Genomic DNA, 26,019 nt, shown 5'->3' on the forward strand with positions numbered 1-26,019 from the left:
AAGGTTACGTCATTTGCCCGCAACCCAACCACGAGAGAGTCTCATTCTGAAGGAGTCCACCATGTCATTCATATCCGATCACGATTTATACGCACGCATGTTAAACCGCGACACTTCTGCGCTCGAACTGCTTTACGACCGCTATGATCGCATCTTATATTCACTCGCCCTCCGCTTGACGACGCGAGCCGACTTGGCCGAGGCCGTCCTCTCCGAAGTGTTCACAGAGCTTTGGAAACGTCGTCTGCCGCTCGATTTGACGACCCATCGGCTGAAAACTCATTTGTTCGAACGTGTGGAGACCGCAGCGCTACGTCTAGTCGCCAGCGCTTAAATCCGTCTACCGCACCGCTCGATGCAACACTTCTAGAATCCCATCCGCATACATGCCCTCGGTGACACGACCATGTTCTCGTTTGGCTTCTTCGGTCCCGTTGCCAAGTACATAGCCGTTGCCGACATACCTCAACATCCCTAAATCGTTCCCACTGTCCCCGAACGCATAGGCGTGCTCGGTCTGAAACGTATATCGGTCGCACACGTAGTCGACTGCAGCGACTTTCCCCGCCCCTCGTGGGATGAAATCAATATCGTAGGCGTCTGCCGGATCCCCGGCGAGCGGGTTGCAACGACTAACGTTGACCGCGATTCCGAAGTCACCGGCACTCGAACGAATATGCTCGAGCTCCTGTGCGCTCTCGCCGAAGTAATAATAATTGTGCATCCAGCCGCTTGTGCCAAGATTCGTCTGTGGTTCAATCGTGAGTGTTCGCCCTAGCCTGTCGACGACTTGGGTGACGCGGTCTGAAAAATCATCGGGAAACCGTGACGAATAACCGGGATCAAGCTCCAGTTGTCCGGACGCCGTCACTTGATACAGCTCTGTCCCGAGACTCGCCGCGATTCGATGTGGGAAGTAACGCATCTCGGCCCGCTTCACTTTCTCCATAATCGTCTCGAGCGAACTCCCCGTCACCCACATCGTCGATAAGTGATGTGAATGATGATCGAGAAAATCTTCGAGTTGCCGCAAGTGCTCCAACTGCTTTGCGGAACAAGCATGCGGGAAGTACGTCTCGTCGAAATCAAAACAGATGAGCGTCCGTCCTTCCTTTGTAAATCGTTTCATCGTCATCCTCCTTGTGTCGCCATACCCCCTTCTCGTATAGTAAAAGGAGAAAGGACGTGCAACATGAAAAATCGTTTAAGCCGCTACTACTGTCAGTATAGCGGAATCGTAATCGGGTTCGGGCTCGTCTTCACCTTTTTGTTCGGCATACGGACATATTCATTTTGGCAACAATGGCTCCCGAACGGATTTGCGCTTCTCATCACATTCCTCACAGCAATGCTGTTTAGTTACGTGACGTATCGACTGCTCAGTGCCTTGAATTTGAAACTCTTTCACCGACTCGGCGACGCGACATCGACATGCTCCCGTTAAACACGGGACTACATAACGACCGTTCACAAAATAGTCACCTCAAATAGGCATCCATTTCACGGTTTCATCCGTTAGATCAATACAAGGGATTCCCTTATGGATAAAGGAGACAGCCATGACTGATATTGAATTGTACGAGCGCGTCAGGCAAAAAGACAAACAAGCGCTCGAGACACTTTATGACCGCTATGAACGAATCCTCTACGCGTTCGTCATGCAGTTGACGAAAGACCGCGACCTCGCCGAAGAAGCGATGCAAGAAGTATTCATCAAGCTATGGCGCGGTGGCGGCGTGTATGATGAGACAAAAGGAAAATTCAAATCGTGGCTGTTCACGATGAGCCGTCACGTCACAATCGACTTGATTCGCAAACGAAAACCTGACCTGCAACTGGATGAGTCCTACGCGGAAGCTATCCCGTCCCCGGCCCCGTCCGTCGAGACCGAGGTCGAATGGCAAGAAGAGCGGACCCAAATCGAGACGGCGATGGCCGAGCTTCCGGTCGAGCAACAACAAGTCGTCCGTCTCATGTACTTCCAAGGGCTCAGCCAACAAAAGATTGCCGATACGTGCGGCATCCCGCTCGGTACTGTAAAAGGAAGGATTCGATTAGCGTTGAAACAGTTACGAAGGCATTTATCCCATGATTTGAATGATAAGGAGGTGGAACGATGAACGCTTGTGACCAATTGATCGATTATTTCAACCAGCATTTGACAGAAGACGAACGCATCCGGTTTGAAGCGCATCTCGCGACATGTCAAACATGTCAAGAAGAGCTCGAACAACTCGAGGCCCTCGTCGGCGGCGTCGCGTTCCTCTCTGAACCGGCTGAACCGCCAAGCGGGATGAAGGCACGCATCCTCGACAACGTGTTCGCAGAAGACAAGACGGAGACGGAGTCGAAGCAAGACGAACCGACCCCGATCACACCGTTCACAGCCACGAAGAAGAAACAGAAGACGCCATGGGGGGCGCTCGCTCTCGCGGCCGCACTCATGCTCTCCTTGATCGGGAACGGCTATCTGCTCTTGAACCAAGATGACCCGAGCGGAATCGCCTTGACCGAGACCGTCCCGCTCGAAGGCGAATCGGAAGGCGTGGCTTACCTCGCCGAACAGGACGGCCAGCGCCAGCTCATCGTCCAGACGAACGGACTCGATGCGCTCGAAGCGAACGAAGTGTATCAAGTTTGGTTGTTAAAAGACGGTTCGCCGATTCCGACGGGGGCGTTCGTTACGGACGACAAAGGGAACGGGACCGTCATCTATACGCTCGATTCGACCGAATCAGAGGTGGACTGGGATACCGTTGCTGTCACGAAAGAACCCGAACGGGGCAACACGACACCAGAGGGCGACATCTTGCTCAGTGCCAGCCTATAAGCAAGGACCGAATGACCTGACGCACCGCGCGTACGTGTCATTCGGTTCTTTTTTCGTTATGATGATAGAAAAGGAGTGGTACATATGCGTCAGCCTAAAATTGGTGTCGTCGGTCTCGGCGGCATCGCTCAGAAAGCGTACTTACCGATTTTAACGAACAGCACGTCGTTCGAACTCGTCGGTGCCTATTCCCCGACCGTCGCCAAACGTGAGGCGATCTGTCGGGCCCACCGGATGGAATCATTCACGGGACTGCCCGAGCTCGCGGCAGCCGTCGACGCGGCGTTCGTCCACAGTTCGACCGAGACGCATTTCGACGTCGTCTCTTATCTGCTCGCAAACGGTGTCGATGTGTATGTCGATAAACCACTCGCTGCGACAATCGAACAGGCGGAACGTCTCGTCGAGCTGGCCGAGCAGAAGAACCGGAAGCTCATGGTCGGCTTCAATCGCCGGTTCGCCCCGATGTATCAGCACGTGAAAGCAGCAGCCCCATTCCACACGCTCGACTTCGTCAAGCATCGCGGGGACGGATTGCGCGGCCATGACTATCAGTTCACGTTGCTCGATGACTATTTGCATGTCGTCGACACGCTCCGGTACTTCGCCGGAAGCGAGTTACGCTTAGTGACGGGCCAAATCGCGACGACCGAGGCGAACGGTCTCCACTTCGCGCGCCATATCTGGCAAGACGAGCACGGACTGCACACGACGTCGATGCACCGTAAAGCCGGGACGAATCATGAAGGACTCAGCGCCATCCGCGACGGACTGCGCGTGACGGTCGATGAGATGGTGACGCTTCAACGGTTCGAGCACGGCGCCCATTCAACGAAGACGTTCGGGTCATGGGACACGCTCCTGACCCAACGAGGCTTCCAAGGGGCAATCGACCACTTTATCTCGGCAGTGACCGAGGATACAGCCATCATGACGGACGGTCGTGAGGCGCTCCTCACACAACAGCTGGTGACGGATTTGTTCGGCTCACACTAAAAGGAGGCGTATCAAATGGATTTCTTTTTCTATATTATGGTCATCGTCGTCGTGTCCATCGCCGCAGATACATTTAATAAGACACGGAAGGCTCGTTTAGAAGAACTTCGACTCAAAATCGAGCAAGAGAAACTCGCGATTCAGCGGCTCGAACTCGAGATGAAGCGCGACGAAGACAAACTCGATCATCACGGATTTTAAAAAGACGATCGGCCCAGAGCGGGTCGGTCGTCTTTGGTTATAAGATATGGCGCTCCTCAGCTTGACGTGTCTCGCGGACACGCTTTTGCCGTCGCTCGGCGAGTGTCGACCACGTGACGGCCGTGACGATACAGGCGGCGCCGATAAAGAAGTTGCGGTCGAGTCGTTCGTCGAGGACGAGCCAGCCGAGGTAACCCCCGACGAGGGGTTGGAAAAAGAAGAATAATGACCCGACGCTCGCATCCATGAGCTCGAGCCCTTTGTTCCAAAAGAAGAACGCCCCGGCTGTCGAGATGATGCCGACATACAATACGCTCATCCACAGCACCATGGTCATATTCGGTAAGCCGGATGCGGCCACTTCCATTCCCATGAGCGGCGTCATCAACACGAAGGCGATACCGATGGCGAACGTCGTGATCGTCAACGACGACATCGTCTCGGATGCGATTTTCACATAGATGGACATGAGCGCCCACGTGATGGCCGCACCGACCAAGACGAGGCTCCCAATGAAATACGTGCCTTCAACGTGCCAACCGACGACGATGATGACTCCGAGCGTCGCCAACAGGAGTGACCCGATTTTGACAGGTGTGAGCCGCTCTTTCAAGATGACTCGGGCGAAAATCACCATGAACGCCGGTGTCGCCGCCGTGACGAGCGATCCCGTATGGGCGTCGGATAGTTTCGTGCCGATGAACTGAAACGAAATCGAGGCGACGTATCCGATGACACCGACGAGTGCAATCCATTTCCAGTCGCGTCGACCGATTCGCTCGCGCCCGAACGCCCACCACATCGCGAACAGGACGACAAACGCGACGGCATAACGCATCCAGATGAGCGTGAACGGTTCGATATAGCCGAGCGCATATTTACTGACGACGTACATCCCGCCCCAAATGCTGGCGGCGAGCGTTAAACTGATAGCACCTAACCATTCTTTGCGCATGACGTCTCTCCTCTCTGATGCCTAAACAATACGACATTGCCCCCTAATATTCCTGTCTCACTAGTTGTCGAGTCGACCGAAATCGCTTACAATGAGCGTAATGATGATAGAAAGGAGGGAGAAAGGTGAACTTTGTCGGACGTACGCATTGGTCAACAGAACATTTGTACATTTTGCGTGCGATTTTTCACGATGTCGCATAATCACAGGACCCGTCTGTCCTTTTTTAGACATTGCTGAAATACGACAAAGCGCCTCTCTCTCTTGCCGAGCGCTTCTTTGCGCTCGGCTTTTTTGATAGGCCTCTACTTTAGGAGGAACCACTCATGTTAATCGAGTTACAACACATCCAAAAACAATTTGGCGGCCATGCCGTCTTGACCGATGCCAATCTTCATGTGAACGCCGGCGAACGAATCGGACTCGTCGGACGGAACGGGAGCGGCAAGACGACGCTTCTGCGTCTCATCGTCGGCGCCGATTCGCCCGACGAAGGGACCATCTATCGCAAACAACGGTTACACGTCGGCTATTTGGCCCAAATCCCGGCCCATCCCGGTAAGTCAGGTCGAGACGTGCTCTACACCGCGTTCGCCGAGTTGACGCGACTCGGTGACGAGATGCGACAGCTCGAGGAACAGATGGCCTCAAATGACGACATCGACGCGCTGCTCGAGACGTACGGTGCCTTGCAGACGCGCTATGAGAACGGTGGCGGGTACGTCATCGATTCAAAAGTGAACGCGATGATCGACGGGCTGCGCCTGACCCGCTTCGTCGACCGACCGTTCGATACGCTCAGTGGCGGCGAACGGACCAAAGTCGGCCTCGCCTTGGCATTGCTCCAAGAACCGGAACTGCTCATCCTGGACGAACCGACGAACCATCTCGATTTAGAGGCGATGGCTTGGCTCGAGACGTTCCTGCGTGAAAGTCCGTCCACGTTACTCCTCGTCTCGCACGACCGCGTCTTTCTCGATGCAGTCGCCACGCGCATCGTCGAGTGCGAGGACGGGAAATTGACGAGTTTTGACGGCAATTACAGCGCGTTCGTTGCGCAAAAAGAAAAACGATTGCTCGATCAGTTCCACGCCTACACGGAGCAACAAAAGAAAATCAAGAAGATGAAAGAGACGATTCGCCAGCTTCGGCAATGGGCGAACGAGGGCAATCCGCCGAACGAGAAATTTTACCGCCGTGCCAAATCGATGGAGAAGGCGCTCGCCCGCATCGAGACGATTAAGCGCCCTCGCCTCGAAGCCGTCCAACCTGACATCCAGTTCACAGCGAACGGACGGACCGGCCGCGATGTGTTCGAGGCGACCGATGTGACCGTGAGTTACGACCGGACCGTCTTCGAGCATGTGTCGTTCTACACCGGTCACGGGGAGCGTGTCGCCATCGTCGGTCCGAACGGGAGCGGAAAATCGACACTGTTGAAAGTGTTGCTCGGCCAACTCGAACCGACCTCGGGTACGGTAAGACGAGCGGAACGCGCCCGCATCGGCTACTTGTCCCAACACATCGACTTCGAGGACTCCCACCGGCTCATCGAGGCGTTCCGCGACCGGATTGCCGTCGACGAGGGAAAGGCCCGTCAACTGTTGGCCCAATTCCTCTTCTATGGTGCGAGTGTCTTTAAACCGGTCAAAGATTTGAGCGGCGGTGAGAAGATGCGGCTCATGCTCGCCATTCTCATGCATGAGGATGTGAACGTGCTCGTCTTGGACGAACCGACGAACCACCTCGACATCGAAGCACGCGAAGCGCTTGAAGACGCGCTCGATCGTTTCACCGGAACGCTCGTCGCCGTCTCGCACGACCGCTACTTCTTGAACAAACTGTTCCCCGTCACCTATTGGCTTGACGTTACAGCGACACGTTTCCCGGGAAATGTCACGTATGCGCTCGAAAAACGCCAGTACGAACCGGAAGCAGTCGTGGCGGTACCGAAGAAAACGAAATCAACAGAAGCGCCCGTGACAACGGTCGATGCCCGAGACACGTCGGCGGATGAGGCTCGTCTGTCTGCGCTTGAAGAAGCGCATCAGGAACTTCTTCATCAAATGAATGAGACGAACGACCTCACCGAGCTGATGGCGTTGCAACACCGGGCCGATGTCCTCCAAGCTGACATCGACACGCTGCTTGACCAACTCCTAGAATCGATGTAATGAAAAACGACGCCGGCTTAACGGCGTCGTTTTTGTTCGAACCAAGATTGAACGAGAAACCCGGTCACACCGAGCGCCATCAAAAAATAGGGAACGATCCGCGGGACTCCGCCCGCTTCTCCCATCGTCGTCAGAATCACTCCGCTCGCGAACGTCCCGAGCCAGTAAATTTTTGGCATACCCTCACTCCTCTACCACTTGCCTCTACGTCTGCTACTCGACTAAGATCCAGTAGCGAACGCGCCTTGCAGCAACAACTTGCGATTCATTATAACATTTCAGGCGACACGGGTACCCTCGTACGTGTACGGTTTAACGTCCGCGGACGGGGCCGGACGCCGCCTATACGTTTCAAGTCAAGCAAACGGCGAACGACCGGCCCGCGTCACAACCTTCTCCCCATAAGAAAAGCGCCACAAACGTGGCGCTTCCGGTGAGCGTTTCTAGAAAAGCGGACTTTCAACCGACCGAGAATTTTCCCGGCCGACCGTCCCATGCGGTACATGAATATAAACTAGAAATCGGACGTGGTTCAGAACGTGATTTCGGGGCGTACGTTCGTCTGAACAGCAATCAAGTCCTTGACGGGAATCTCGTCTCCACAATGACTCTGACTGCGTTTTGACGGATGTGGTTGAAATCAATCATGAACCTCATCGGGCCCACCTTTTTGAAACACCGAGTTGCCTAAACGTCTAGTCTCCCACCGATTCTCTTTTGTCTGCCCCTCACCCCTTACGCGAGGTCAGGTGGACGACAGCTTGAACGAGGAGAGTCGTCTAGTCAGCCGATGCTTCATCCAACATGTCTCTCATTTCACCGAGCCGGCCTCAGTCAAACAACGATGGAATCTTTGTTTCATCCGTTGCCCCCTTTCAGCTCAACACGTTGAATGAGGACTACACAGATACATTAACCGTTTTATCGATTGACGAATCCTTGTTCACCATTTCTCCAAAAATTAGTTATCGATATAGTGGTCGAGCGCATAGGCGACGCCGTCCGCTTCGACGTCTTTCGTGATATGGGTACTGATGTCTTTCAACGGATCGACGGCGTTCCCCATCGCGATCCGTGTTTCCGCCACTTCAAACATCGAGATATCATTCAAGTTGTCACCGATGGCCACGATGTCTGATTGCGGGATGTTATGATGCTCCGCTAACTGCGTCAACGCCATCCCTTTGCTTGCGTTCGGATGACCGATTTCAATCTTCGTCCAGCCCGCCGTCGTGATTAAAATATCTGTCCGTGGTTCATACAATTTCCGGAGCTCATGCAGCTTGCGCCGGTCGAACGAATAGACAAAAACTTTGTACACTTCGTCGGCCTCAAAGTCGATGTCCTCAATCGCATCGACGTATGTCAACCCGAATTGTTCGTTTTGAATCTCAATCTCCCGCTCGCCCCATTCCCGTGAGAACGATTGGTCGTGCGGCAACACCTCATCCAACTCGCCCTTCAACAAATCGGTACCCGAACGAAGTACTTTTACTCCGGCATTTGTATAAAATTCAACGTACGCTCCGTGCTCGTGGGCCACATCCCACAACTCTTGCACGACATCTTTCGGGAGCGCATGGTAATAAATCCGCTCATTTTCATAGAAGGCGATCGCGCCGTTCCCTGACAAAATCGGGCACGACAAATCGCTCCGCTTCAACAGCTCCTCAATATCATGAATCGAACGTCCGGAAGAAATCGAGACCAAATCCCCTTTGGCCTGACGCCGGCGAATCGCCTCTTGGTTCGCCTCCGTGATGACACCTGTCCGAGATAATAGCGTCCCGTCTAAATCGATGGCAATTAGTTTCATGTCCTCTTCTCCTTTCACGTGGGTCTAATCACCCAATTCCCTCAGATTGACTCTCTCCATTTCATCATCACATATACACGCGCGAGAAGCACGTGCGAACCATGCCCGAACTGCGGTCATTCGTGTTGACACGCCATGCCCTGATTGCTACGCTTTTGTCAGCATGACACGCAAGTCAAAGGGGGAAATGATATGGCTCAAGATTTCACACGGGCGTACGCAGAAACACGCGACGCCAGCGACTCGCTCGCACCATACCGGGGAGAATTTTATTTGCCGCAAGACGGCATTTATATGGACGGTAACTCGCTCGGCCTGTTATCGAAACGGGCCGAACGGACGTTACTCGAATCACTGAGCGATTGGAAAGAGCTCGGGATTGATGGGTGGATGTCGGGACGCCACCCTTGGTTCAACTTATCGGAACAATTAGCCGCACTTAACGCCCCACTCGTCGGAGCCAGAGCCGAAGAAGTGATGGTCACCGGGTCGACGACGGTCAACTTGCACCAACTCGTCGCCTCATTCTTTAAACCGGAAGGCAAGCGGACGAAGATTTTAGCCGACACGCTCACCTTCCCATCTGACATCTACGCCTTGAAGAGTCAACTCGAGCTCCGTGGACTCGACCCGAGCGAACATTTGGTTCAAGTCTCGAGCCCGGACGGACGCTATTTGAAGGAAGAAGACATCATCGCAGCGATGACGGACGAGATCGCTTTGATCGTCTTGCCGACCGTCCTCTATCGCAGCGGACAAATTCTCGATATGGCCCGTCTCGCCAAGGCGGCGCATGAACGGGATATCTTGATCGGCTTTGACGCCTGCCATTCGGTCGGCGCCATCCCGCACGCATTCCACGACTGGGGCGTCGATTTTGCCTACTGGTGCAACTATAAACATTTGAACGGCGGACCGGGCAGTGTCGGCGGCCTGTTCGTCCATGAACGTCATTTCGGGACGACACCTGGCCTGGCCGGTTGGTTCGGTTCACGCAAAGATAAACAGTTCGATATGGATCACACGATGACGCCGGCCGATGACGCCGGAGCGTTCCAAATCGGGACACCGCACGTCTTGAGTCTGGCCCCGCAACTTGGTGCCCTCGAGATGTTCAACGAGGTCGGGATGGACGCCATCCGTGAGAAATCGCTCGCTTTGACGACGTATATGACTGCATTGATTGATGAGGTGCTTGCCCCATACGGATTCGTCATCGGCAGCCCGCGCAATGAGACGCAACGCGGTGCACATTTGAGCCTCGAGCATCCGGAGGCGGCCCGCATCTGTAAAGCGCTCAAACAACATCGCGTCATTCCGGATTTCCGGGCCCCGAACATCATCCGACTCGCACCGGTCGCGCTCTACAACACGTTCACCGATGTGTATGATGTCGTGATGACGTTACAGACAATTATGGAAAACAAAGAATACGAGGCGTTCGAGAACGTCCGCGAAGTCGTGGCCTAAGGAGAATCGATATGAGTGAACGGATTGAACATAAAGTCGAGCAATCGATTCAGACAGACTTTTCAAAAGACATGTCATACGGTGACTATTTACAACTCGACCCGATTTTATCGAGTCAGCACCGCTTATCGGACCATCATGACGAGATGCTGTTCATCATCATCCATCAGACGAGTGAGCTGTGGATGAAATTGATTTTGCATGAACTGACGGCAGCCGTGACCGCCATCGAGACGGGAGAGCTCGAGCGTTCGTTCAAGATGCTCGCCCGCGTCTCGAAGATTCAACAACAGCTCATCCAGTCGTGGAGCGTCCTCGCGACGTTGACCCCGGCTGAATATTTGGAGTTCCGCGACAAACTCGGTTCGTCTTCTGGCTTCCAATCGTACCAGAACCGCCAAATCGAGTTCGCCCTCGGCTTTAAGAACGCGCGCACACTCAGTGTGTACGCCCATGATGAGGAGCTATACCCGCTTCTCGAATCGTCGCTACAGGCACCGAGCATCTATGACATGACCGTCCGCGAAATGCATCGCCGTGGTCTCGCCATCGATGACACCGTGCTCAACCGGGATGTCACGAAAGACTGGGAATGGAACGAAAGCGTCGAAACGGCTTGGGCCGAGGTGTACCGAGACGTGGACAAATATTGGGACTTGTATGAGCTCGGAGAGAAACTGCTCGATATCGGCAGCCAGCAACAGATGTGGCGCTTCAACCATATGAGCACGGTCGAGCGAATTATCGGTCAAAAGATGGGAACCGGCGGCTCGTCCGGCGTCAACTATTTGCGACGCGTCCTCGACCATCGCTTCTTCCCTGAACTTTGGACCGTCCGGACAAAACTGTGAGGAGGACGAACACGATGACATGGATTGATGTTTCGCAACCGCTCGAAGATTCCATCACGACATGGCCAGGTGACACGGCGTTCCGTTACGAAATCGCTTGGCCGATGGCCGACAGCGGTTCGGTCAATGTCGGGAAAGTGACGATGAGCCTTCATACAGGCACGCACATCGATGCCCCGTTCCATTTCGACGACGCCGGACAGCGCGTCATCGACCTTGATCCCGGTCTCTATATCGGCCCGGCCCGAGTCATCCATCTCCCTGGCCGCGAACGGATCGAGGCGACAGACTTGGACGGCTTTGACTTGACCGGCGTCGAACGATTGATTTTAAAGACGGACGGCTGGCCGAATAAGCAGGAGTTCCCGAGCCATATCCCTGAACTCACACCTTCACTCGCCGACCGGCTTGGCGAACTTGGGATTTACTTGATCGGTCTCGATCTGCCGTCGGTCGACGCGATCGACAGTAAAGAGATGGCGGCGCATCATGCACTCGCCCGGAACGGGGTCCATATTCTCGAAGGACTCGTCCTCGACCATATCGCCCCTGGTGATTACGAATTGAACGCCGTGCCGCTCCCAATCGTCAAAGGAGATGGCAGTCCGGTGCGCGCGCTCTTGCGTTCGCTCGATTGAACAAACACCCCTTCGCTTGAAGGGGTGTTTTCAGTCTTCCTGCATGACTTCACTCGAACTTTTACGATGATCGAACCGTTTCGAGATTTGCACTTTGTAAGCCATGTTCGCCTCATAGTCTTTCGAGAACACACCAGCGTACAACAGGTCGAGCAGACAATGAATCGAATCGTTCGTCGTGAAGCTCCCAATTTTCGAGTAGAGGCGCTCACGGGTCGTTAAACGGAGCGTGCAGTCGGCCTGATGCGAGATCGCGTTCTCTCCGAGACTCGTCAAGGCGAGCACCGGCACACGTTGTTTCTTTAAGTAAGGAATAAGTCCGACCGTATAATCACTTTCTCCCGTATAGGAGATCAGGAGCGCACATGTCGTTTCGTCCGAGTTGGCCGCTTCGAACTCGGCGTCGAATTCGCAGAGACTGACTTGCTTGCCGATTCGGTTCATCTTTGACTTGAAGTCGTGACAGAGCAACAAATTATGGATGACAGAAAAGACTTTGATGTGCCGCGCCTCACATAACATCGTTACGGCCTGCTCGAACGCCTCGTGATCGAGCAACGACAGCGTATCCTCAATCGTCATCTGCTTGAGCGCCGCCAGCTTGTTCGCCACGACCATCAAGTTGTCCTTGGGTGAGAATGGCTCATTGGCATCGATATCCGAGAAGTGACGATTTAAATACTCGATTTCTTCCAAAAACTGTTCCTTCAACTCGAGCCAACCCGCAAACTCCAATTTCATGGCGATACGACTTAATATCGACGGGTGTGTATACGTCACCTCGGCGATTTGTTTCATCGTCTTGTCGTGGATTCGCTCCCGTTCGGCGAACAAATAGTCGATGACGGTCCGTTCCGATTTAGAGAACAGGTCTTGTTTCATTTTCTCGGTCAATAGCATGTCCGGTCTCCTCTCGTAAATTGAATTCACAAAAATAAGTATACATGTGTTTTATTTTGTAAACGCTTTCGGAGTTGTCTGTAAATCTATTGTGTTCATTTTTCTTTATTTTATACTGAAATGGACATGAGGAGTTGTATTCAGCCAGCAAATATATTTACACATCCAGAACTTTTTTTGTGAACAAATGAGGAGGAGATTTAAATGACAACCGGAATCAAGCTCGTCACCATCGGGGGCGGCAGCAGCTATACACCTGAATTGATGGAAGGCTTCATCAAGCGGTATGAAGAGTTACCCATTCGTGAGATTTGGCTCGTCGATATCGAGGCCGGGAAGGACAAGCTCGACATCGTCGGGCAGATGGCGCAGCGGATGTGGGACGCATCCCCTTATGACGTCAAAGTCCACTTGACGCTCGACCGTCGAGAAGCGTTACAAGACGCCGACTTCGTCACGACCCAGTTCCGTGTCGGTTTGCTCGACGCCCGCATCAAAGACGAACGAATCCCGCTCTCGTACGGCATGGTCGGCCAAGAGACGAACGGGGCCGGCGGCATCTTGAAGGCGTTCCGGACCATTCCGGTCATCCTTGATATCGTCGAAGATATGAAACAGCTCTGTCCGGACGCCTGGCTCGTCAACTTCACGAACCCGAGCGGAATGGTGACCGATGCGGTCATCCGTTACGGCAAATGGGACAAAGTCATCGGCTTGTGCAACGTGCCGGTCAATGCGATGATGGCAGAACCGGAACTAATCGGCAAGAAACCGGAAGAGTTGATTTACTCGTTCGCCGGATTGAACCACTTCCACTGGCACCGGGTTCATGACGTGCATGGTCAAGACGTCACGCGCGACATCATCGACAAGATGTATGACGGTGATTCCGGCATCCCCGCCAATATTCATGACATGCCGTTCTTCAAAGAACAACTGCAACAGATGAATTTGATTCCTTGCGGCTATCACCGATACTACTATCGTGCCGAAGAGATGCTCGCCCACATGCTCGAGGAATATCGGGACCCGGCCGTCGGCACGCGGGCTGAGCAAGTGAAGCAGACGGAAGCCGAGCTGTTCGAGCTGTATAAAGACCCGAACCTCGACCATAAACCGGAGCAACTGTCTAAACGCGGCGGTGCCCACTACTCGGATGCGGCGTGTGAGACAATCGCCTCGATTTACGCCAATAAGAACACACATATCGTCGTCTCGACGAAGAACAACGGGGCCGTCCCTGATCTCGCACCAGACGATGTCGTCGAAGTATCGGCCTATATCGGTGCGACCGGTGCGAAACCAATCGCGTTCGGCGCGCTCGCCCCCGCTGAAAAAGGATGGCTCCAAGTTATGAAGAACATGGAGCTGTGCGTCGAAGAAGCGGCCGTGACCGGTGACTACGGACTCGCCCTTCAAGCGTTCATCATCAATCCGCTTATCCCGAGCGGCGAGACCACGAAACGGGTGCTCGATGAACTGCTCATCGCCCACAAAGTGTACTTGCCGCAGTTCGCCGATAAAATCGCTGAACTCGAAGCGAGCGGCGTCACGATCAAAGACGAAGTCGTTCAAGCACTCCAACCTATTCATCAAGCATAAAAACAGCCGACGCACCTCGAATGCGTCGGCTGTTCATATTATTTAATCAATTCGAGGTCGACCGGGATGTTCTCTTCCACTGTCTCCCCTTTTAAGTGGTTCACAGCAGCCTCGACACCGAGTTTTCCAATCTCCGTCGGTTTCTGCGCGACCGTCGCGGCCATCGTTCCGTCTTCGACCGCCTTGACGGCATCATCCGTCGCATCAAAGCCGATGACTTTGACATCGTTCAAGCCAGCACTGTTCAACGCTTGAACGGCACCGAGCGCCATCTCATCGTTATGAGCGAATACCGCGACGATGTCTTTATTGTCTTGTAGGATGTTCTCCATGACCGTCAACCCTTGGGCCCGGTCAAAGTTAGCCGACTGTTTGGCAACGACGTCAAGTTTTCCGTCAATCGCTTCGTTGAACCCTTGACCACGGTCACGCGTGGCTGACGCTCCTGGAATGCCTTCGAGCTCGACGACTTTCCCGCCTTCACCGACGAGTTCGACCATATATTCACCTGCGAGCTTCCCACCAGCGACGTTATCTGACGCCACGTGCGCGACCACGTCGCCTGACTCGGCGTTACGGTCGACTGTGATGACCGGGATGCCCGCATCGTTCGCACTTTGAACGGCTGCACCGACTGCTTCCGAATCCGTCGGGTTGATGAGAATCAAGTCCATCCCTTTTTGAATCATGTCTTCGACGTCGCTCACTTGTTTGGCTGCATCATTTTGCGCATCGGCCACCGTAAGTGTCGCATCTAGTTCAGTTGCTTGCTCTTCCGCACCGTCTTTCAACGCGACGAAGAACGGGTTGTTTAGTGTCGAAATCGAGAGCCCGATTTTGAAGTCCCCGTCTTTTGTCTCTTGCTCCGAACTTGTCCCCGGTTGTTCCGTCGAACAAGCTGCCATGACGACCATTGTCAATACGAGTAGCCAAGCTGTCCATTTTTTCATCTCCTGTTTTCCCCTTTCGATGATTAAGCGTTTTATTTTCGATCGAGCAATACTGCGAATAAAATGACGGCCCCTTTGACGACGAGTTGGAAAAATGATGAGACGCCGAGAAGGTTCAAGCCGTTGTTCAACGTTCCGATAATAAGCGCCCCAATGAGCGTCCCGACAATCCAGCCTCGTCCACCCGCAAGACTCGTTCCCCCGAGAACGACCGCTGCGATGGCGTCAAGTTCATAAGACGTCCCGGCCGTCGGTTGGGCCGAGTTGAGACGCGATGTTAAAATGATGCCGGCAAGTGCCGCTAACGTACCTGACAACGAGTAAATCAAGACTTTGACTTTGTTGACCCCGATGCCCATCAGTTTGGCGGCTTCCTCGTTGCCGCCAATCGCGTACGTATGACGACCGAACGTCGTCTTTTTCAAAATGAAGTACAACACACCGAAAGCGATCAACATCGTCACGGCTGGCACCGGGATGATCCAGAAGTAACCGCGTCCGAGCAGTTCGAACCACGTCGAGTCGCCTAACCCGGTAATCGGACGACCGTCCGTATAGACGAGCGTCAAACCCCGATAAATCGTCATCGTCGCGAGCGTCGCAATGAACGGTGCGACTTTCCCGTATGTGATGACGGCGCCGTTGAACGCACCGAGCACAGCACCGGCGATCAATCCGAGTGCGATCGCCATGACCGCATGTTGTCCGTCGACCATCATGCCCGCAACGAAAGCTGACGAGAGCGCCAGAATCGAACCGACCGACAAGTCGATGCCGCCTGTCAAAATGACGAACGTCATCCCGAACGCGATCAACGCATTGATCGAGACTTGGCGTAATACGTTAAAGATGTTGTTCAATGAGAGAAAACCTGGCTCGAGCGCCGTCACCACAACGATGATGGCGAGCAGACCGAACAACGGCCCAAGTTTTTGCCCCCAACCGAGCTTTTGCGGTCGCCCTAATGCAGTCGCTGCTTTCAATTCCATATCATTGTCCTCCTGTCGCATATGTCATGACTTTTTCTTGCGTCGCCTCGTCTTTCGTTAACGTCCCCGTGACGACGCCTTCTCGCATGACGACAATCCGATCACTCATCCCGAGCACTTCGGGTAAATCGGATGAGACCATGATGATGGCGACACCCGATTCGGCCAGCTCACTCATGATCGTATAGATTTCTTTCTTCGCCCCGACATCAACGCCCCGTGTCGGCTCGTCAAGAATGAGCACGTCGGGCTCGGCGCCGAGCCATTTCCCAAGAACGACTTTTTGTTGGTTCCCGCCCGAGAGCGACTTCACTTTTTGTTCCATCGAATGGTGCTTGACGCGCAGTTTTTTCAAATAACCGTCCGCGAACTGCTCCTCTGCTTGGCGTGAGATGATTGTTCCTTTCGCCCGTTTATCGAGCGTCGGCAACGACAGGTTTTCGCGCAATGAGAAATCGAGGAGCAATCCCTCGCCTTTCCGGTCTTCCGTCAAGAAGGCGATGCCGTGTCGGATGGCGTCGGCCGGTTGCTTGATTCGGATTTCGGTTCCGTTCAGCTTGACGATGCCTGCTTTGGCTCGGTCGGCTCCGAATAAGGCACGCATCACTTCGGTGCGTCCAGCTCCCATGAGTCCCGAGAAACCGACAATTTCACCGGCCCGGACATCAAACGAGACATTGTGGAACCGGTTACCTATCAATCCATCGACTTCAAGTACGACGTCACCAATCGTAGCGTTCCGATCCGGATAGCGTTCCCCAATCTCTCGCCCGACCATCTCTTTAACGATTTCTTCGAACGATGTCTCATTGATGCGGTGTGTCCCAATCGACACGCCGTCGCGGAGGACCGTGATGCGGTCGCATAGTTCAAAAATCTCTTCCATCCGGTGCGAGATATAGATGATCGACACGCCTTGGTCACGTAATGCCCGAGATACCGAGAACAGCGCTCGAATCTCACGGTCGGTGAGTGCGGCGGTCGGTTCGTCCATGACGATGACTTTCGCATCCGTCATGAGCGCTTTGGCGATCTCAATCATCTGCTGTTGTCCGACAGATAATTGTTTGGCAAGCTGATCGACTTCCATGAACACGTTCAACTCGGCCAAATACTCCCTCGCCCGACGCTTCATCTCTTGCTGCTTGATGACACCGAACGGACCGGTCAATTCCCGTCCGAGAAACAAGTTTTCCATCACGGTCAGCTCCGGTAGTATGTTCAACTCTTGATGGATGAACGCGATACCGGCTCGCTCGGCTTCTTTTGGATGTTTGAACTGCCGAACAGCTCCATCGATGACGACTTCCCCTTCATCGAGCGGATGCAGCCCGGTCATCACTTTCATGAGTGTCGATTTACCGGCCCCGTTTTCTCCCATCAACGCATGAATTTCGCCGGGTAACAATTCGAAGTCGACGCCTTTCAATACACTGACCGGACCAAACGACTTATGGATGCGCTTCAACTGGATGTGCATCGAACCCCTCCTTAAAATATGACGCCGGCATGTAAAATGACGTTCGCATACGGAGTCGCTTCCCCTGTCCGGATGACGACTTTCGCCTGTTCGACCTCACGCTTGAACGCTTCATGTGAACAAGTTTTAACCGTGTCAAATCGATCGGTCAACGCTTTTGCGATCGGCTCGTTCTCCGTGAACACCTCATCGGCTACGGTAATCTGTTCGATTACCATGTCCGCCTCGACCGCATCTAATACATCGAGGAACGACGGTTCACCGAGACGAAGCGCCAAATCGACTCGCGCCACGCCGTTTGGAATCGGTAGTCCACAGTCCGCGATGACGACCGTGTCCGTATGACCCAAGTCCGCAAAGATTTTGGTCAAATGGCTATTCAAAATCCCATGTTTCTTCATCACACTCGCTCCAATCGTCTCATGACGTCATTTCGGTTCGGCATGCCGCCTTGGGCACCGAACCCTTCCACGCTCAATCCTGAAGCGACGACAGCGAAACGTACCGCTTCACGTAACTCGCTTCCTTCCATCAGGGCGGCTGCGAGGGCCCCGTTGAACGTATCCCCTGCCCCCGTCGTATCGACGACATCGGCTTGAATGGCTGGAACGTGCTGAATCGTCTCGCCATCAAAGAAGCGGACACCGTTGACCCCTTCGGTCACAATCAGTTTGTTCGGATAGCGGCGCAGTACCTCATCAAGCGAGACATCTCCGAACAAATCTCGGCACTCATGCTCGTTGGGCGTCACGTAGGTCACATGCTCGAGCAGTTCATCCGTGAGCGGTTGTGACGGAGCCGGATTTAACAGCACCGGGATTTGGCGGGCGCGACAGTATGCACTCACGTGTTCGACCGTCGCAATCGGAATCTCGAGCTGGAGCAAGACGAGCGTCTCGTCATCAATCAACTGTTCGAGCTCGGCTTCCGTGAAGACGACCTGTTTGTTCGCCGATTGGACGACGACAATCGAGTTGTCGCCTTCGGCGAGCACGATATGCGCCGTCCCGGTCACTTCACCGTCAATGGTCCGCAGGTGTTGGGTCCCGACTTCATTCTGTTCAAAGTTTTGGCGGATATGTTGCCCGAACTCATCGGAACCGACGCATCCGACCATCTCGACTCTTCCTCCGAGTCGAGCGGCGGCGACCGCTTGGTTGGCGCCCTTTCCTCCGGGCACCGTCTGAAACGCCTGTCCGATGACGGTCTCTCCTGCCTGCGGACGTTTGTCTGTCGTGACCACTAAATCCATCGATACACTACCGATGACCACAATTCGCTTCATGTGTCATGCCCCTTTCGGATCGTCGTCTGTCGCTCCGTCAACGTGACAGGCAACAAGATTTCTTTCGTAACGGACTCCTTCTTCTCAATCAAGTCGAGGAGTCGCTCGGTCGCACGTCGTCCCATCTCATAGATGGGTTGCGAGATCGTCGTGAGCGGCGGCGATGTCATCTCACCGAGCTCGATGCCGTCGTAACCGATGACTTGCAAGTCTTGCGGCACACGCACATTCCGACGCACCGCTTCCTGCAACACCGCGGCCGCGATGACGTCATTGGCGGCGAACAATCCATCGAACGGCCAATGCTCATCAAACAGCGTTTGCGCCGCCGTGAGCGCTTCTTTGAACGTGAAACTCGAATGCGTCATGCCGACGAGACGATCTCCCGCGACGTCAAGGAACCCATCCGTCCGTCGCTTCACCGTCTGCAGCTGTTCAGGTCCGCCGATATGAGCGAGCCTTGTCGCACCACAATTCAACAGCGTCTCCGCCGCCAGGCGACCGCCTTCATACCCGTCTGAGATGACGGCGTCAATGCCAGACTTGACGATTCGGTCGAGCGCGACCATCGGCAACTCTAACTTTTCGTAGTTCGGGTTGTCTGAATGGTTCGTCGTGATGATCAGACCGTCGACATGCATCGTCTGAAGCGCGACCAAGTACGACTGTTCTTTCGCCAGTTGCTCGTCCGTGTTGCACAAGACGACTTGATAGCCGTGTTGATTGGCCACGTCTTCAATCGCGCGGGCCAACTGCGGGAAGAACGGGTTGGTGATGTCTGGCATAATCAATCCGATTAGCCCGGACGTTTTGGTGAATAACGAACGAGCCACCCGGTTTGGGGCGTATTCGAGCTCGGCGATGGCCCGTTCCACGGCTTCCCTCGCTTCAGCGCTCACATAGCCGTTATTGTTCATGACACGAGACACGGTTGCGACAGAAACGTTCGCCCGTTTGGCCACTTGTTTGATTGTTGCCATCTCGTCCCCTCCTTTTGGTAACGCTTACAAACACATCATAATGTGTAACCGGTTACATATCAAGTGTTAATTTTCCGGCATCAAAAAAACGTCGGGCTCATCATTGAGCCCGGCGTTCCTCATACTCGTCTTTCGTCACGACGTAGATGAGGCTCTGCACAGTGCGCCCATCTAAGCGCGTCAACTGTTGGGATGTCGTGAACACGTATGTGAATCCTGTCTTTTCGACGACACGGCGCGACTGGTCGTTGAAGTCGAAATGACCGCACCAGATGCGCTCGAGGTCGAGGTCGTCAAAACCGTGACGCATCACTTCATGAACGGCCTCCGGGATGTACCCTTGCCCCCAATGGTCCGGGCTGAGGACATACCCGATCTCGCGTTGCCGGTCATGCTGAATCTCAGGGTCCGGCCGGCGGTCGTGCAACCCAAGACTGCCGATGACTTCACCCGTCTCTTTTAACGTGATGGCCCAGACGTCTTGGTCTTGTTGGAACAGCCGGATGACGTCACGCGTCTCTTCGACCGATTGGTGCGGCGCCCATCCTGCTTTTGGTCCGACCCGCTCGTCTTGCGCGTATCGAAACATCTGTTCAGCGTCCTCGAGTTGAAACGCCCGCAACTGGAGCCGGTCTGTATCAAGTTGAATCATCTTGTTCTTCCTTTCTGTCGTTTCCCTCGGATTCGTTCCGGGAATGAGTCCATGAGGAGGGATGACGATGCCGTTTGATTATGATTTAGATTTTGAAACGATTGATTTCCGTAAACAACCGGAGCTGTATCGGGTCGGACGAGGTGAACAAGGCGTCCTACTCGTCGAACCGTATAAAAGTGAGATTCTCCCCCATTGGCGTTTCAAGACGCCAGACATCGCCAAACAGTCCGCTGATGAGATTATGGAGCTGTTCGAAAAATACCGGGCCAACGATGATTTCGTCGGAATGGATATGGCCCGCAAATTCATCCAGATGGGCTATACCCGGGCGAGACGTTACGCCAACTATAAAGGCGGACGAAAATATAAGGACGACGGCGACATCCACGACCGACAAATCGATGAAGAAAAGGCGGAATCGGCCCGCATCTTTAAGGAACGATGGGACCAACTTCGAGCAGATGAAGACTATTTGAAGCGAAAGAAAGCCCACCAGAAACAGTACGGATGATTACCGGGTCATGACGAGAAAACGGGTCGACCCTTTTTCAAACGAAGTGACCTGTTGAAATCCCAGCCGCTCATAGAGATGGATCGCCCGCTCGTTGAACGCGGCCACCGTCAACCGGAGCGGTTTGCCTTCGCGCGCCGCTTCTTGCATCACCAACTGGACGAACGCACGGCCGTTTCCCTGCCCCGTTCGGTCCGGATGCATGCCGAGCCCGAGGTCGATGTATGTGTCATCGTAGACATATGTATCGTTCGGCACTTGTGCGTATCGGCCGAGACAGTAAAAACCGATCAGTGTACCGTCATGGACGGCCTGATAGGCCATCAGTTCATCCAGCCCTTCCGCTGAAGCTTCTTGATTATAAAAGTCATATGGCGACTCATACGTCCACGCTTGAATCGCGTGGGCGTCTTGTCGCGTCATCGAGCGAATGTCCATGACAGCCTCCTTTCTCATGTCTCTTTTTGTTCGTGCTCGTCGGCAAACATTCCTGTCTACATCAAAAAAAGGATGGGTCGCCCCATCCTCACTTCCGTGTCCACGTCGCCGTGATGTCGACGTCGGCCGCATGCATCAAATTATGGATTGGACAACGAGCCTCGACACCTTTCTGGAGCGCCGCAATCCGTTCATCCGATTCGGTCGTATCGAGGACGATATTGACGTGTACTTTCTCAAAATACGTCCGTACTCCTTCAACGCCTTGGAAGCCGCGCGGGTCGAGCGTTCCTTCAGTTACGAACGTCACTCCGTCGTAGTTGAAATCTTGATCTTGCGCCACATAGGCAATCATGATTGTCGTACACGACGACAATGCACCGAGCAAATATTCGAGCGGATTCGGACCGGCGTCCGTTCCGCCGAGACGTTCCGGCTCATCGACGACGAACGGCTCGAGGTCACGCACGTGCACCGTCGTCTTCACACTCGTCGCTTCCCCTTCGGCGCGCATCATCACTAACGGTTTTTCAGTCATATCGTCTCCTCCTCTATCAAGGTACCATCTTCATTCTCGTTCCCGTTATTTCGGTCCGTGTAACACCTCGTCATAAATCGCATAGTCGTTTTTACCGTGTTGCTTGATTTGATACATCGCCTGATCGGCTTTGTGAATAAGCGTGTCTAAATCTGACCCTTGATCCGGTGCGACGCTGACCCCAATGCTCGTTCGAATCGGAATCGTCTCCCGTCCGAGTCGGAACGGCCGCTCGGCCAATTCGGATTGCAATCGTTCGACGAACGCGACGATCTCGTCTGCTTCGACATCCGTCAAATACATATAAAACTCATCACCGCCGACCCGCGAGGCGAGACCCGTTTCCGGCGTCACCGTTTCGAGCAGGACACCGAGATGAACGAGGAAATCATCACCGACCTGGTGGCCGTACGTATCATTGATACCTTTAAAACCATCGAGGTCGAGAATGACGAGCGCGAGCGTATCCGCTTGCAGTAACGCCTGATCGGCCTGTTCATAAAACGCGCGACGGTTCGCGAGTTTCGTGAGCGGGTCGTGATAGGCGAAGAAGCGAATCGATTGCTCGGCTTCTTTGAACGTATGGACGTCCCGAATCAAAATCATGCCATGAATCTTCTGGTCGATATAGACGAAGTCCCCGTCGATGACGACGTACCGCTCTTGTCCTGATTTTGTCTGAATCTTCGTCTCGAACTCGAGAAACTTCTTTTGCGCATTAAAATGTTGAGCGTAGTGTTCACACCATTCGTCCCGCTTTTTCTCGGGCAATAAATCGATGAAACGCTCATTGACGACTCGGACGGTATGGAACAACATACGCGCAGCCGGGTTCGCACTCTCGATGCGACCGGTGTCGTCGACGAGGAGAATTGCCGATGGATTCAAGTTGTAGAGGGTACCGTATCGTTTCGCATAAGACGCGAGGAAATCGAGTCGGTTCATCGCCACGACGAGGGCGACCGTCCAGACGAGGCCCCCATACATATACGCATACGGTGGCATGATGCCACGGAACTGGAAATAGCCGAAGACGATGTCCCAGATGAGGACGGCGACAGCGGTCCAAATGAGCATGCGCAGGACACGTTGATGCTCGGTCCGATCGGCGCGTTTGAGTGCATAGACGAGTAACAGGATGATGAGAAAATGGAACACGTTGCCGACGGTCATCGTCGTCAAATACGATGCGTTGAACTCAGGATAAATCCAGACGCCGACTTGGTCGAACCGCTGACTGTTCAAAATGTTCTCTTGGCGGATGAACGTCAACGCGACCGGCACGAGCGGCAAATAGATGACATACGGATACATCCATTTCGGCAGTTTCGCCCCGACTCCCGTCACTTTGACGATGAAGTGGACGGAACACACAAAAATCAAAATGCCAGCGTTGCCGAACCAATAGGTGACGAAGGCGGGACTGGCTTCAATTGGGGACAGATGTCGTCCAAACTCGGCCAAGAACAACATCGCGTAGCCAAATACGAACAGGCTGAGCAGTCGATGCTCGACTTGGCGAGGGTTCCGGAGCAAAACATCAAGGGCAAGGTGGCTCAATAAGAAAGCCGGAAGTAAATAAACGGCCATATAGAGAAATAGTGTGGTCACGGATAGACCCCTTTCTTCAAACAAATCCATCTCTTACTTTCTCTATCGGTCGAAGCGAATCCTTTCTCGAGTGCGCGGACACATCCATACAAAAAGCGAGCGGAACCAAGTCCGCTCGCTGTCGTCATCTCGTTTATCAAAAATAGGCGAGAATACGCCCACTTCTAAACGTTAAGGGCGAAGCCCAAGTGAAAGTGGGCGATGAATCGCCGACCTCTCTTTTGGGTATAAATACCTAAAGGAGGTGAGCATCATGTTGAAGCATAAAGCATATCGATTTCGGATTTATCCGACAAGAGAGCAGGAGATCCTGATCGCCAAGACGATCGGCTGTTCACGCTTCGTCTTCAACCACTTCTTGGCGAAGTGGGAAGAGACCTACGAGGCGACGGGAAAAGGACTGTCCTACGGCTCCTGCTCGAAAGAAATCCCTTTCTTGAAGCAAGCGTTCGACTGGCTGATGGAGGTCGATAGCACCTCTGTGCAAAATAGCGTCAAACACCTGGCCGATGCATATGACCGTTTCCTCAAGAGGCAGAACGAACGGCCCCGGTTCAAGTCGAAGCGGAACCCCGTCCAGTCCTACAAGACGAACATCCAGGGCAAGTCCCAACTTCCCGAGGTGTCGATCGTCGGCGACCGGCTCAAGCTGCCGAAGTTGAAGTGGGTGCGTTTCGCCAACTCGAAACAGGTCGAGGGCCGCATCTTGAACGCCACGATCCGACGGAACGCGACGGGTAAACACTTCGTCTCCCTCCTCGTCGAGCAGGAGATCGACGAGCTGCCGAAGACCGGCTCCTCGGTCGGCGTCGACGTCGGACTCAAAAACTTCGCCATCCTGTCCGACGGCACGGTGTACCAAAACGACCGTTACTTCCGTTCGCTCGAGGAGAAGCTCGCCCGCGAGCAGCGCAAGCTGTCGCGGCGTCGGCTCATCGCCCTGAACCGGAACATCAAGCTGTCGGAGGCAAAGAACTACCAGAAGCAGAAGCGCAAGGTCGCCCGCATCCATGAGAAGATCGCGAACAAGCGTACCGACTTCCTGCACAAGGTGTCGACCGAGATCGTCAAAAACCACGACGTCATCGGCATCGAGACCCTGCAGGTGAAGGACATGCAGCAGGACCGCAAGCTCAGCAAAGCGATCTCCGATGTCAGCTGGTCGGAGTTCTTCCGTATGCTCGAATACAAGGCCGGCTGGTACGGCAAGACCGTCGTCAAGGTCGGCAAGACGTTCGCCTCGAGCCAGCTCTGTTCGAGTTGCGGCCATCGACACAAAGACGTGAAGCATCTCGGTCTGCGCATATGGACATGCCCGGGTTGTGGGACCCACCACGACCGCGATGTGAACGCGGGACTGAACTTGAAACGAGAGGCCGAGCGCATCCTGGCCTCTTCAACCGTCGGGACGACGGGGCTAGCCTGATCAGGTTCCGGTCGTTAGGCCGGATCACCCAGGAATCCTCCACCTCCAAGTGAAGCGTAGGTGGGGGTAGTTCAAAACGTGTCTTCGATTGCCGTGTCACCTTTGACAAGGTCGATTGCTTGATTATGGGCTGCGTCATGCCCGATGACGTGTGCCAAGAAGGCTGCCACGTCCGCACGTGGAATTTCACCGGTCGAGACGTCGCCTGTCTTCACCTTGCCCGTACCGGCATCATCTGTCAGTGCACCCGGGCGGACAATCGTGTATGTGAGCCCGCTCGCTTCAAGCAGACGGTCCGCATGGTGTTTCGCGACGTAGTACGGTTTCATCTCTTCCGGCCATGCCGAACGATCTTCAGCCTTCAAGGCGCTGACCATGACGAACTGCTTTACATTCCCGTTCGCCTGAGCCGCCTCGATACTTTTCGCTGCACCGTCCAGGTCGATCAAGAGTGTCTTATCGGCTCCGGTGCTACCACCCGAACCGGCTGCGAAGACGACAACGTCCATGCCAGACATCGCCTGTTCCAGTGACGAGACGTCCCCTTCTAAATCACCTAATACGGCTTGATAGCCTTTTGATGTAAAGTCGTCGAGTTGCTCTTGTTTCCGCACCATCGCCGTGACTTGATGCTTCCCTTCCTCGTGCAATCGTTCGACGAGCTGTTTTCCAATCTGTCCATTCGCGCCTATTACAAATACGTTCATCTGTCTTCCTCCTCAA

At 54.0% G+C, this 26,019-nt stretch carries 29 protein-coding genes; 13 read left to right on the forward strand and 16 right to left on the reverse strand.

Annotated elements, in window-relative coordinates:
• The first annotated feature begins 61 nt into the window (after positions 1–61).
• Positions 62–334: a sigma factor gene (locus tag KNP82_RS08440; RefSeq protein ID WP_214827583.1), complete on the forward strand. Its 273-nt coding sequence runs from the start codon at positions 62–64 to the stop codon at positions 332–334.
• 6 nt (positions 335–340) lie between these two features.
• Here the strand turns inward: KNP82_RS08440 and KNP82_RS08445 are convergent, their stop codons facing one another.
• On the reverse strand, positions 341–1,129 hold the full coding sequence (locus KNP82_RS08445; RefSeq protein ID WP_214827585.1) for an HAD family hydrolase: 789 nt from the start codon (positions 1,127–1,129) through the stop codon (positions 341–343).
• A gap of 63 nt (positions 1,130–1,192) precedes the next feature.
• Here KNP82_RS08445 and KNP82_RS08450 point away from each other — a divergent pair, with 63 nt between their 5' ends.
• The 5 genes from KNP82_RS08450 to KNP82_RS08470 all read left to right on the forward strand — a co-directional run bounded on the left by KNP82_RS08450 (position 1,193) and on the right by KNP82_RS08470 (position 4,027).
• The gene (locus tag KNP82_RS08450; RefSeq protein WP_214827588.1) at positions 1,193–1,444 is read left to right on the forward strand and encodes a hypothetical protein; all 252 of its coding nucleotides are present in this window, start codon (positions 1,193–1,195) and stop codon (positions 1,442–1,444) included.
• Positions 1,445–1,559: 115 nt separating this feature from the next.
• A complete protein-coding gene (locus KNP82_RS08455) occupies positions 1,560–2,120 on the forward strand; it encodes an RNA polymerase sigma factor (RefSeq protein WP_214827590.1) in 561 nt (186 codons plus the stop codon).
• On the forward strand, positions 2,117–2,830 hold the full coding sequence (locus tag KNP82_RS08460) for an anti-sigma factor (protein WP_214827592.1): 714 nt from the start codon (positions 2,117–2,119) through the stop codon (positions 2,828–2,830). Before KNP82_RS08455 ends, KNP82_RS08460 begins: the two co-directional genes overlap by 4 nt.
• A gap of 84 nt (positions 2,831–2,914) precedes the next feature.
• A complete protein-coding gene (locus tag KNP82_RS08465) occupies positions 2,915–3,826 on the forward strand; it encodes a Gfo/Idh/MocA family protein (RefSeq protein WP_214827594.1) in 912 nt (303 codons plus the stop codon).
• A gap of 15 nt (positions 3,827–3,841) precedes the next feature.
• On the forward strand, positions 3,842–4,027 hold the full coding sequence (locus KNP82_RS08470; RefSeq protein WP_021065953.1) for a hypothetical protein: 186 nt from the start codon (positions 3,842–3,844) through the stop codon (positions 4,025–4,027).
• 37 nt (positions 4,028–4,064) lie between these two features.
• Here the strand turns inward: KNP82_RS08470 and KNP82_RS08475 are convergent, their stop codons facing one another.
• A complete protein-coding gene (locus KNP82_RS08475) occupies positions 4,065–4,982 on the reverse strand; it encodes a DMT family transporter (RefSeq protein ID WP_214827596.1) in 918 nt (305 codons plus the stop codon).
• A gap of 326 nt (positions 4,983–5,308) precedes the next feature.
• Between KNP82_RS08475 and abc-f the strand changes: the two genes are divergently transcribed.
• Positions 5,309–7,156, forward strand: coding sequence for a ribosomal protection-like ABC-F family protein (gene abc-f, locus KNP82_RS08480; RefSeq protein WP_214827598.1), 1,848 nt, complete (start codon positions 5,309–5,311; stop codon positions 7,154–7,156).
• 17 nt (positions 7,157–7,173) lie between these two features.
• Here abc-f and KNP82_RS08485 read toward each other — a convergent pair whose 3' ends face one another.
• Entirely contained in the window at positions 7,174–7,335 is a 162-nt protein-coding gene (locus tag KNP82_RS08485) for a hypothetical protein (RefSeq protein ID WP_021065950.1), read from the reverse strand.
• Between the two features lie 782 nt (positions 7,336–8,117).
• Positions 8,118–8,972: an HAD family hydrolase gene (locus KNP82_RS08490; protein WP_029594524.1), complete on the reverse strand. Its 855-nt coding sequence runs from the start codon at positions 8,970–8,972 to the stop codon at positions 8,118–8,120.
• A 192-nt stretch (positions 8,973–9,164) separates the two neighbouring features.
• On the opposite strand from KNP82_RS08490, the gene kynU reads away from it, so the two are divergent.
• Genes kynU through kynB form a run of 3 tightly spaced genes read left to right on the forward strand, consistent with a single transcriptional unit; the run spans position 9,165 to position 11,931 of the window.
• Positions 9,165–10,442: a kynureninase gene (gene kynU / locus KNP82_RS08495; RefSeq protein ID WP_021065948.1), complete on the forward strand. Its 1,278-nt coding sequence runs from the start codon at positions 9,165–9,167 to the stop codon at positions 10,440–10,442.
• 11 nt (positions 10,443–10,453) lie between these two features.
• Positions 10,454–11,293: a tryptophan 2,3-dioxygenase gene (kynA, locus tag KNP82_RS08500; protein WP_029594523.1), complete on the forward strand. Its 840-nt coding sequence runs from the start codon at positions 10,454–10,456 to the stop codon at positions 11,291–11,293.
• A gap of 14 nt (positions 11,294–11,307) precedes the next feature.
• Positions 11,308–11,931: an arylformamidase gene (gene kynB, locus KNP82_RS08505; RefSeq protein ID WP_021065946.1), complete on the forward strand. Its 624-nt coding sequence runs from the start codon at positions 11,308–11,310 to the stop codon at positions 11,929–11,931.
• Between the two features lie 30 nt (positions 11,932–11,961).
• On the opposite strand, the gene KNP82_RS08510 is transcribed toward kynB, so the two are convergent.
• Positions 11,962–12,831 (reverse strand): MurR/RpiR family transcriptional regulator, encoded by an 870-nt coding sequence (locus KNP82_RS08510; protein WP_021065945.1) that lies wholly within the window; start codon positions 12,829–12,831, stop codon positions 11,962–11,964.
• A gap of 204 nt (positions 12,832–13,035) precedes the next feature.
• On the opposite strand from KNP82_RS08510, the gene KNP82_RS08515 reads away from it, so the two are divergent.
• Positions 13,036–14,433, forward strand: a complete 1,398-nt coding sequence (locus tag KNP82_RS08515) for a 6-phospho-beta-glucosidase (protein WP_029594522.1) — start codon at positions 13,036–13,038, stop codon at positions 14,431–14,433.
• 38 nt (positions 14,434–14,471) lie between these two features.
• Here KNP82_RS08515 and rbsB read toward each other — a convergent pair whose 3' ends face one another.
• The 7 genes from rbsB to KNP82_RS08550 form a co-directional block, all read right to left on the reverse strand.
• Positions 14,472–15,383: a ribose ABC transporter substrate-binding protein RbsB gene (gene rbsB, locus KNP82_RS08520; RefSeq protein WP_021065943.1), complete on the reverse strand. Its 912-nt coding sequence runs from the start codon at positions 15,381–15,383 to the stop codon at positions 14,472–14,474.
• Positions 15,384–15,415: 32 nt separating this feature from the next.
• Positions 15,416–16,372 carry an ABC transporter permease subunit gene (locus tag KNP82_RS08525; protein WP_029594521.1) on the reverse strand — a complete coding sequence of 319 codons (957 nt, stop codon included), beginning with the start codon at positions 16,370–16,372 and terminating at the stop codon, positions 15,416–15,418.
• A 1-nt stretch (position 16,373) separates the two neighbouring features.
• Positions 16,374–17,852, reverse strand: a complete 1,479-nt coding sequence (locus KNP82_RS08530) for a sugar ABC transporter ATP-binding protein (protein WP_029594520.1) — start codon at positions 17,850–17,852, stop codon at positions 16,374–16,376.
• Positions 17,853–17,863: 11 nt separating this feature from the next.
• Positions 17,864–18,253 (reverse strand): D-ribose pyranase, encoded by a 390-nt coding sequence (gene rbsD, locus KNP82_RS08535; RefSeq protein WP_021065940.1) that lies wholly within the window; start codon positions 18,251–18,253, stop codon positions 17,864–17,866.
• Entirely contained in the window at positions 18,253–19,137 is an 885-nt protein-coding gene (gene rbsK, locus KNP82_RS08540; RefSeq protein WP_029594518.1) for a ribokinase, read from the reverse strand. Before rbsK ends, rbsD begins: the two co-directional genes overlap by 1 nt.
• Complete coding sequence (locus KNP82_RS08545; protein ID WP_029594517.1) at positions 19,134–20,117, reverse strand: LacI family DNA-binding transcriptional regulator; 984 nt, start codon at positions 20,115–20,117, stop codon at positions 19,134–19,136. Before KNP82_RS08545 ends, rbsK begins: the two co-directional genes overlap by 4 nt.
• Before the next feature lie 100 nt (positions 20,118–20,217).
• The gene (locus tag KNP82_RS08550) at positions 20,218–20,769 is read right to left on the reverse strand and encodes a GNAT family N-acetyltransferase (RefSeq protein ID WP_029594516.1); all 552 of its coding nucleotides are present in this window, start codon (positions 20,767–20,769) and stop codon (positions 20,218–20,220) included.
• Between the two features lie 67 nt (positions 20,770–20,836).
• Between KNP82_RS08550 and KNP82_RS08555 the strand changes: the two genes are divergently transcribed.
• The gene (locus KNP82_RS08555; RefSeq protein WP_021065936.1) at positions 20,837–21,283 is read left to right on the forward strand and encodes a DUF4385 domain-containing protein; all 447 of its coding nucleotides are present in this window, start codon (positions 20,837–20,839) and stop codon (positions 21,281–21,283) included.
• Here KNP82_RS08555 and KNP82_RS08560 read toward each other — a convergent pair whose 3' ends face one another.
• The 3 genes from KNP82_RS08560 to KNP82_RS08570 all read right to left on the reverse strand — a co-directional run bounded on the left by KNP82_RS08560 (position 21,284) and on the right by KNP82_RS08570 (position 23,870).
• A complete protein-coding gene (locus KNP82_RS08560) occupies positions 21,284–21,721 on the reverse strand; it encodes a GNAT family N-acetyltransferase (protein ID WP_035385628.1) in 438 nt (145 codons plus the stop codon).
• An 88-nt stretch (positions 21,722–21,809) separates the two neighbouring features.
• The gene (locus KNP82_RS08565; RefSeq protein WP_029594514.1) at positions 21,810–22,259 is read right to left on the reverse strand and encodes an OsmC family protein; all 450 of its coding nucleotides are present in this window, start codon (positions 22,257–22,259) and stop codon (positions 21,810–21,812) included.
• A gap of 45 nt (positions 22,260–22,304) precedes the next feature.
• The gene (locus tag KNP82_RS08570; protein ID WP_029594512.1) at positions 22,305–23,870 is read right to left on the reverse strand and encodes a diguanylate cyclase domain-containing protein; all 1,566 of its coding nucleotides are present in this window, start codon (positions 23,868–23,870) and stop codon (positions 22,305–22,307) included.
• A gap of 253 nt (positions 23,871–24,123) precedes the next feature.
• Between KNP82_RS08570 and tnpB the strand changes: the two genes are divergently transcribed.
• Positions 24,124–25,296: an IS200/IS605 family element RNA-guided endonuclease TnpB gene (gene tnpB, locus KNP82_RS08575; protein ID WP_029594511.1), complete on the forward strand. Its 1,173-nt coding sequence runs from the start codon at positions 24,124–24,126 to the stop codon at positions 25,294–25,296.
• A gap of 71 nt (positions 25,297–25,367) precedes the next feature.
• Here tnpB and KNP82_RS08580 read toward each other — a convergent pair whose 3' ends face one another.
• A complete protein-coding gene (locus tag KNP82_RS08580; protein ID WP_029594510.1) occupies positions 25,368–26,003 on the reverse strand; it encodes an SDR family oxidoreductase in 636 nt (211 codons plus the stop codon).
• Positions 26,004–26,019 lie beyond the last annotated feature (16 nt).

This window comes from Exiguobacterium sp. s26, from assembly GCF_018618235.1.
GTDB classification, from domain to species: Bacteria; Bacillota; Bacilli; order Exiguobacteriales; family Exiguobacteriaceae; genus Exiguobacterium; species Exiguobacterium chiriqhucha.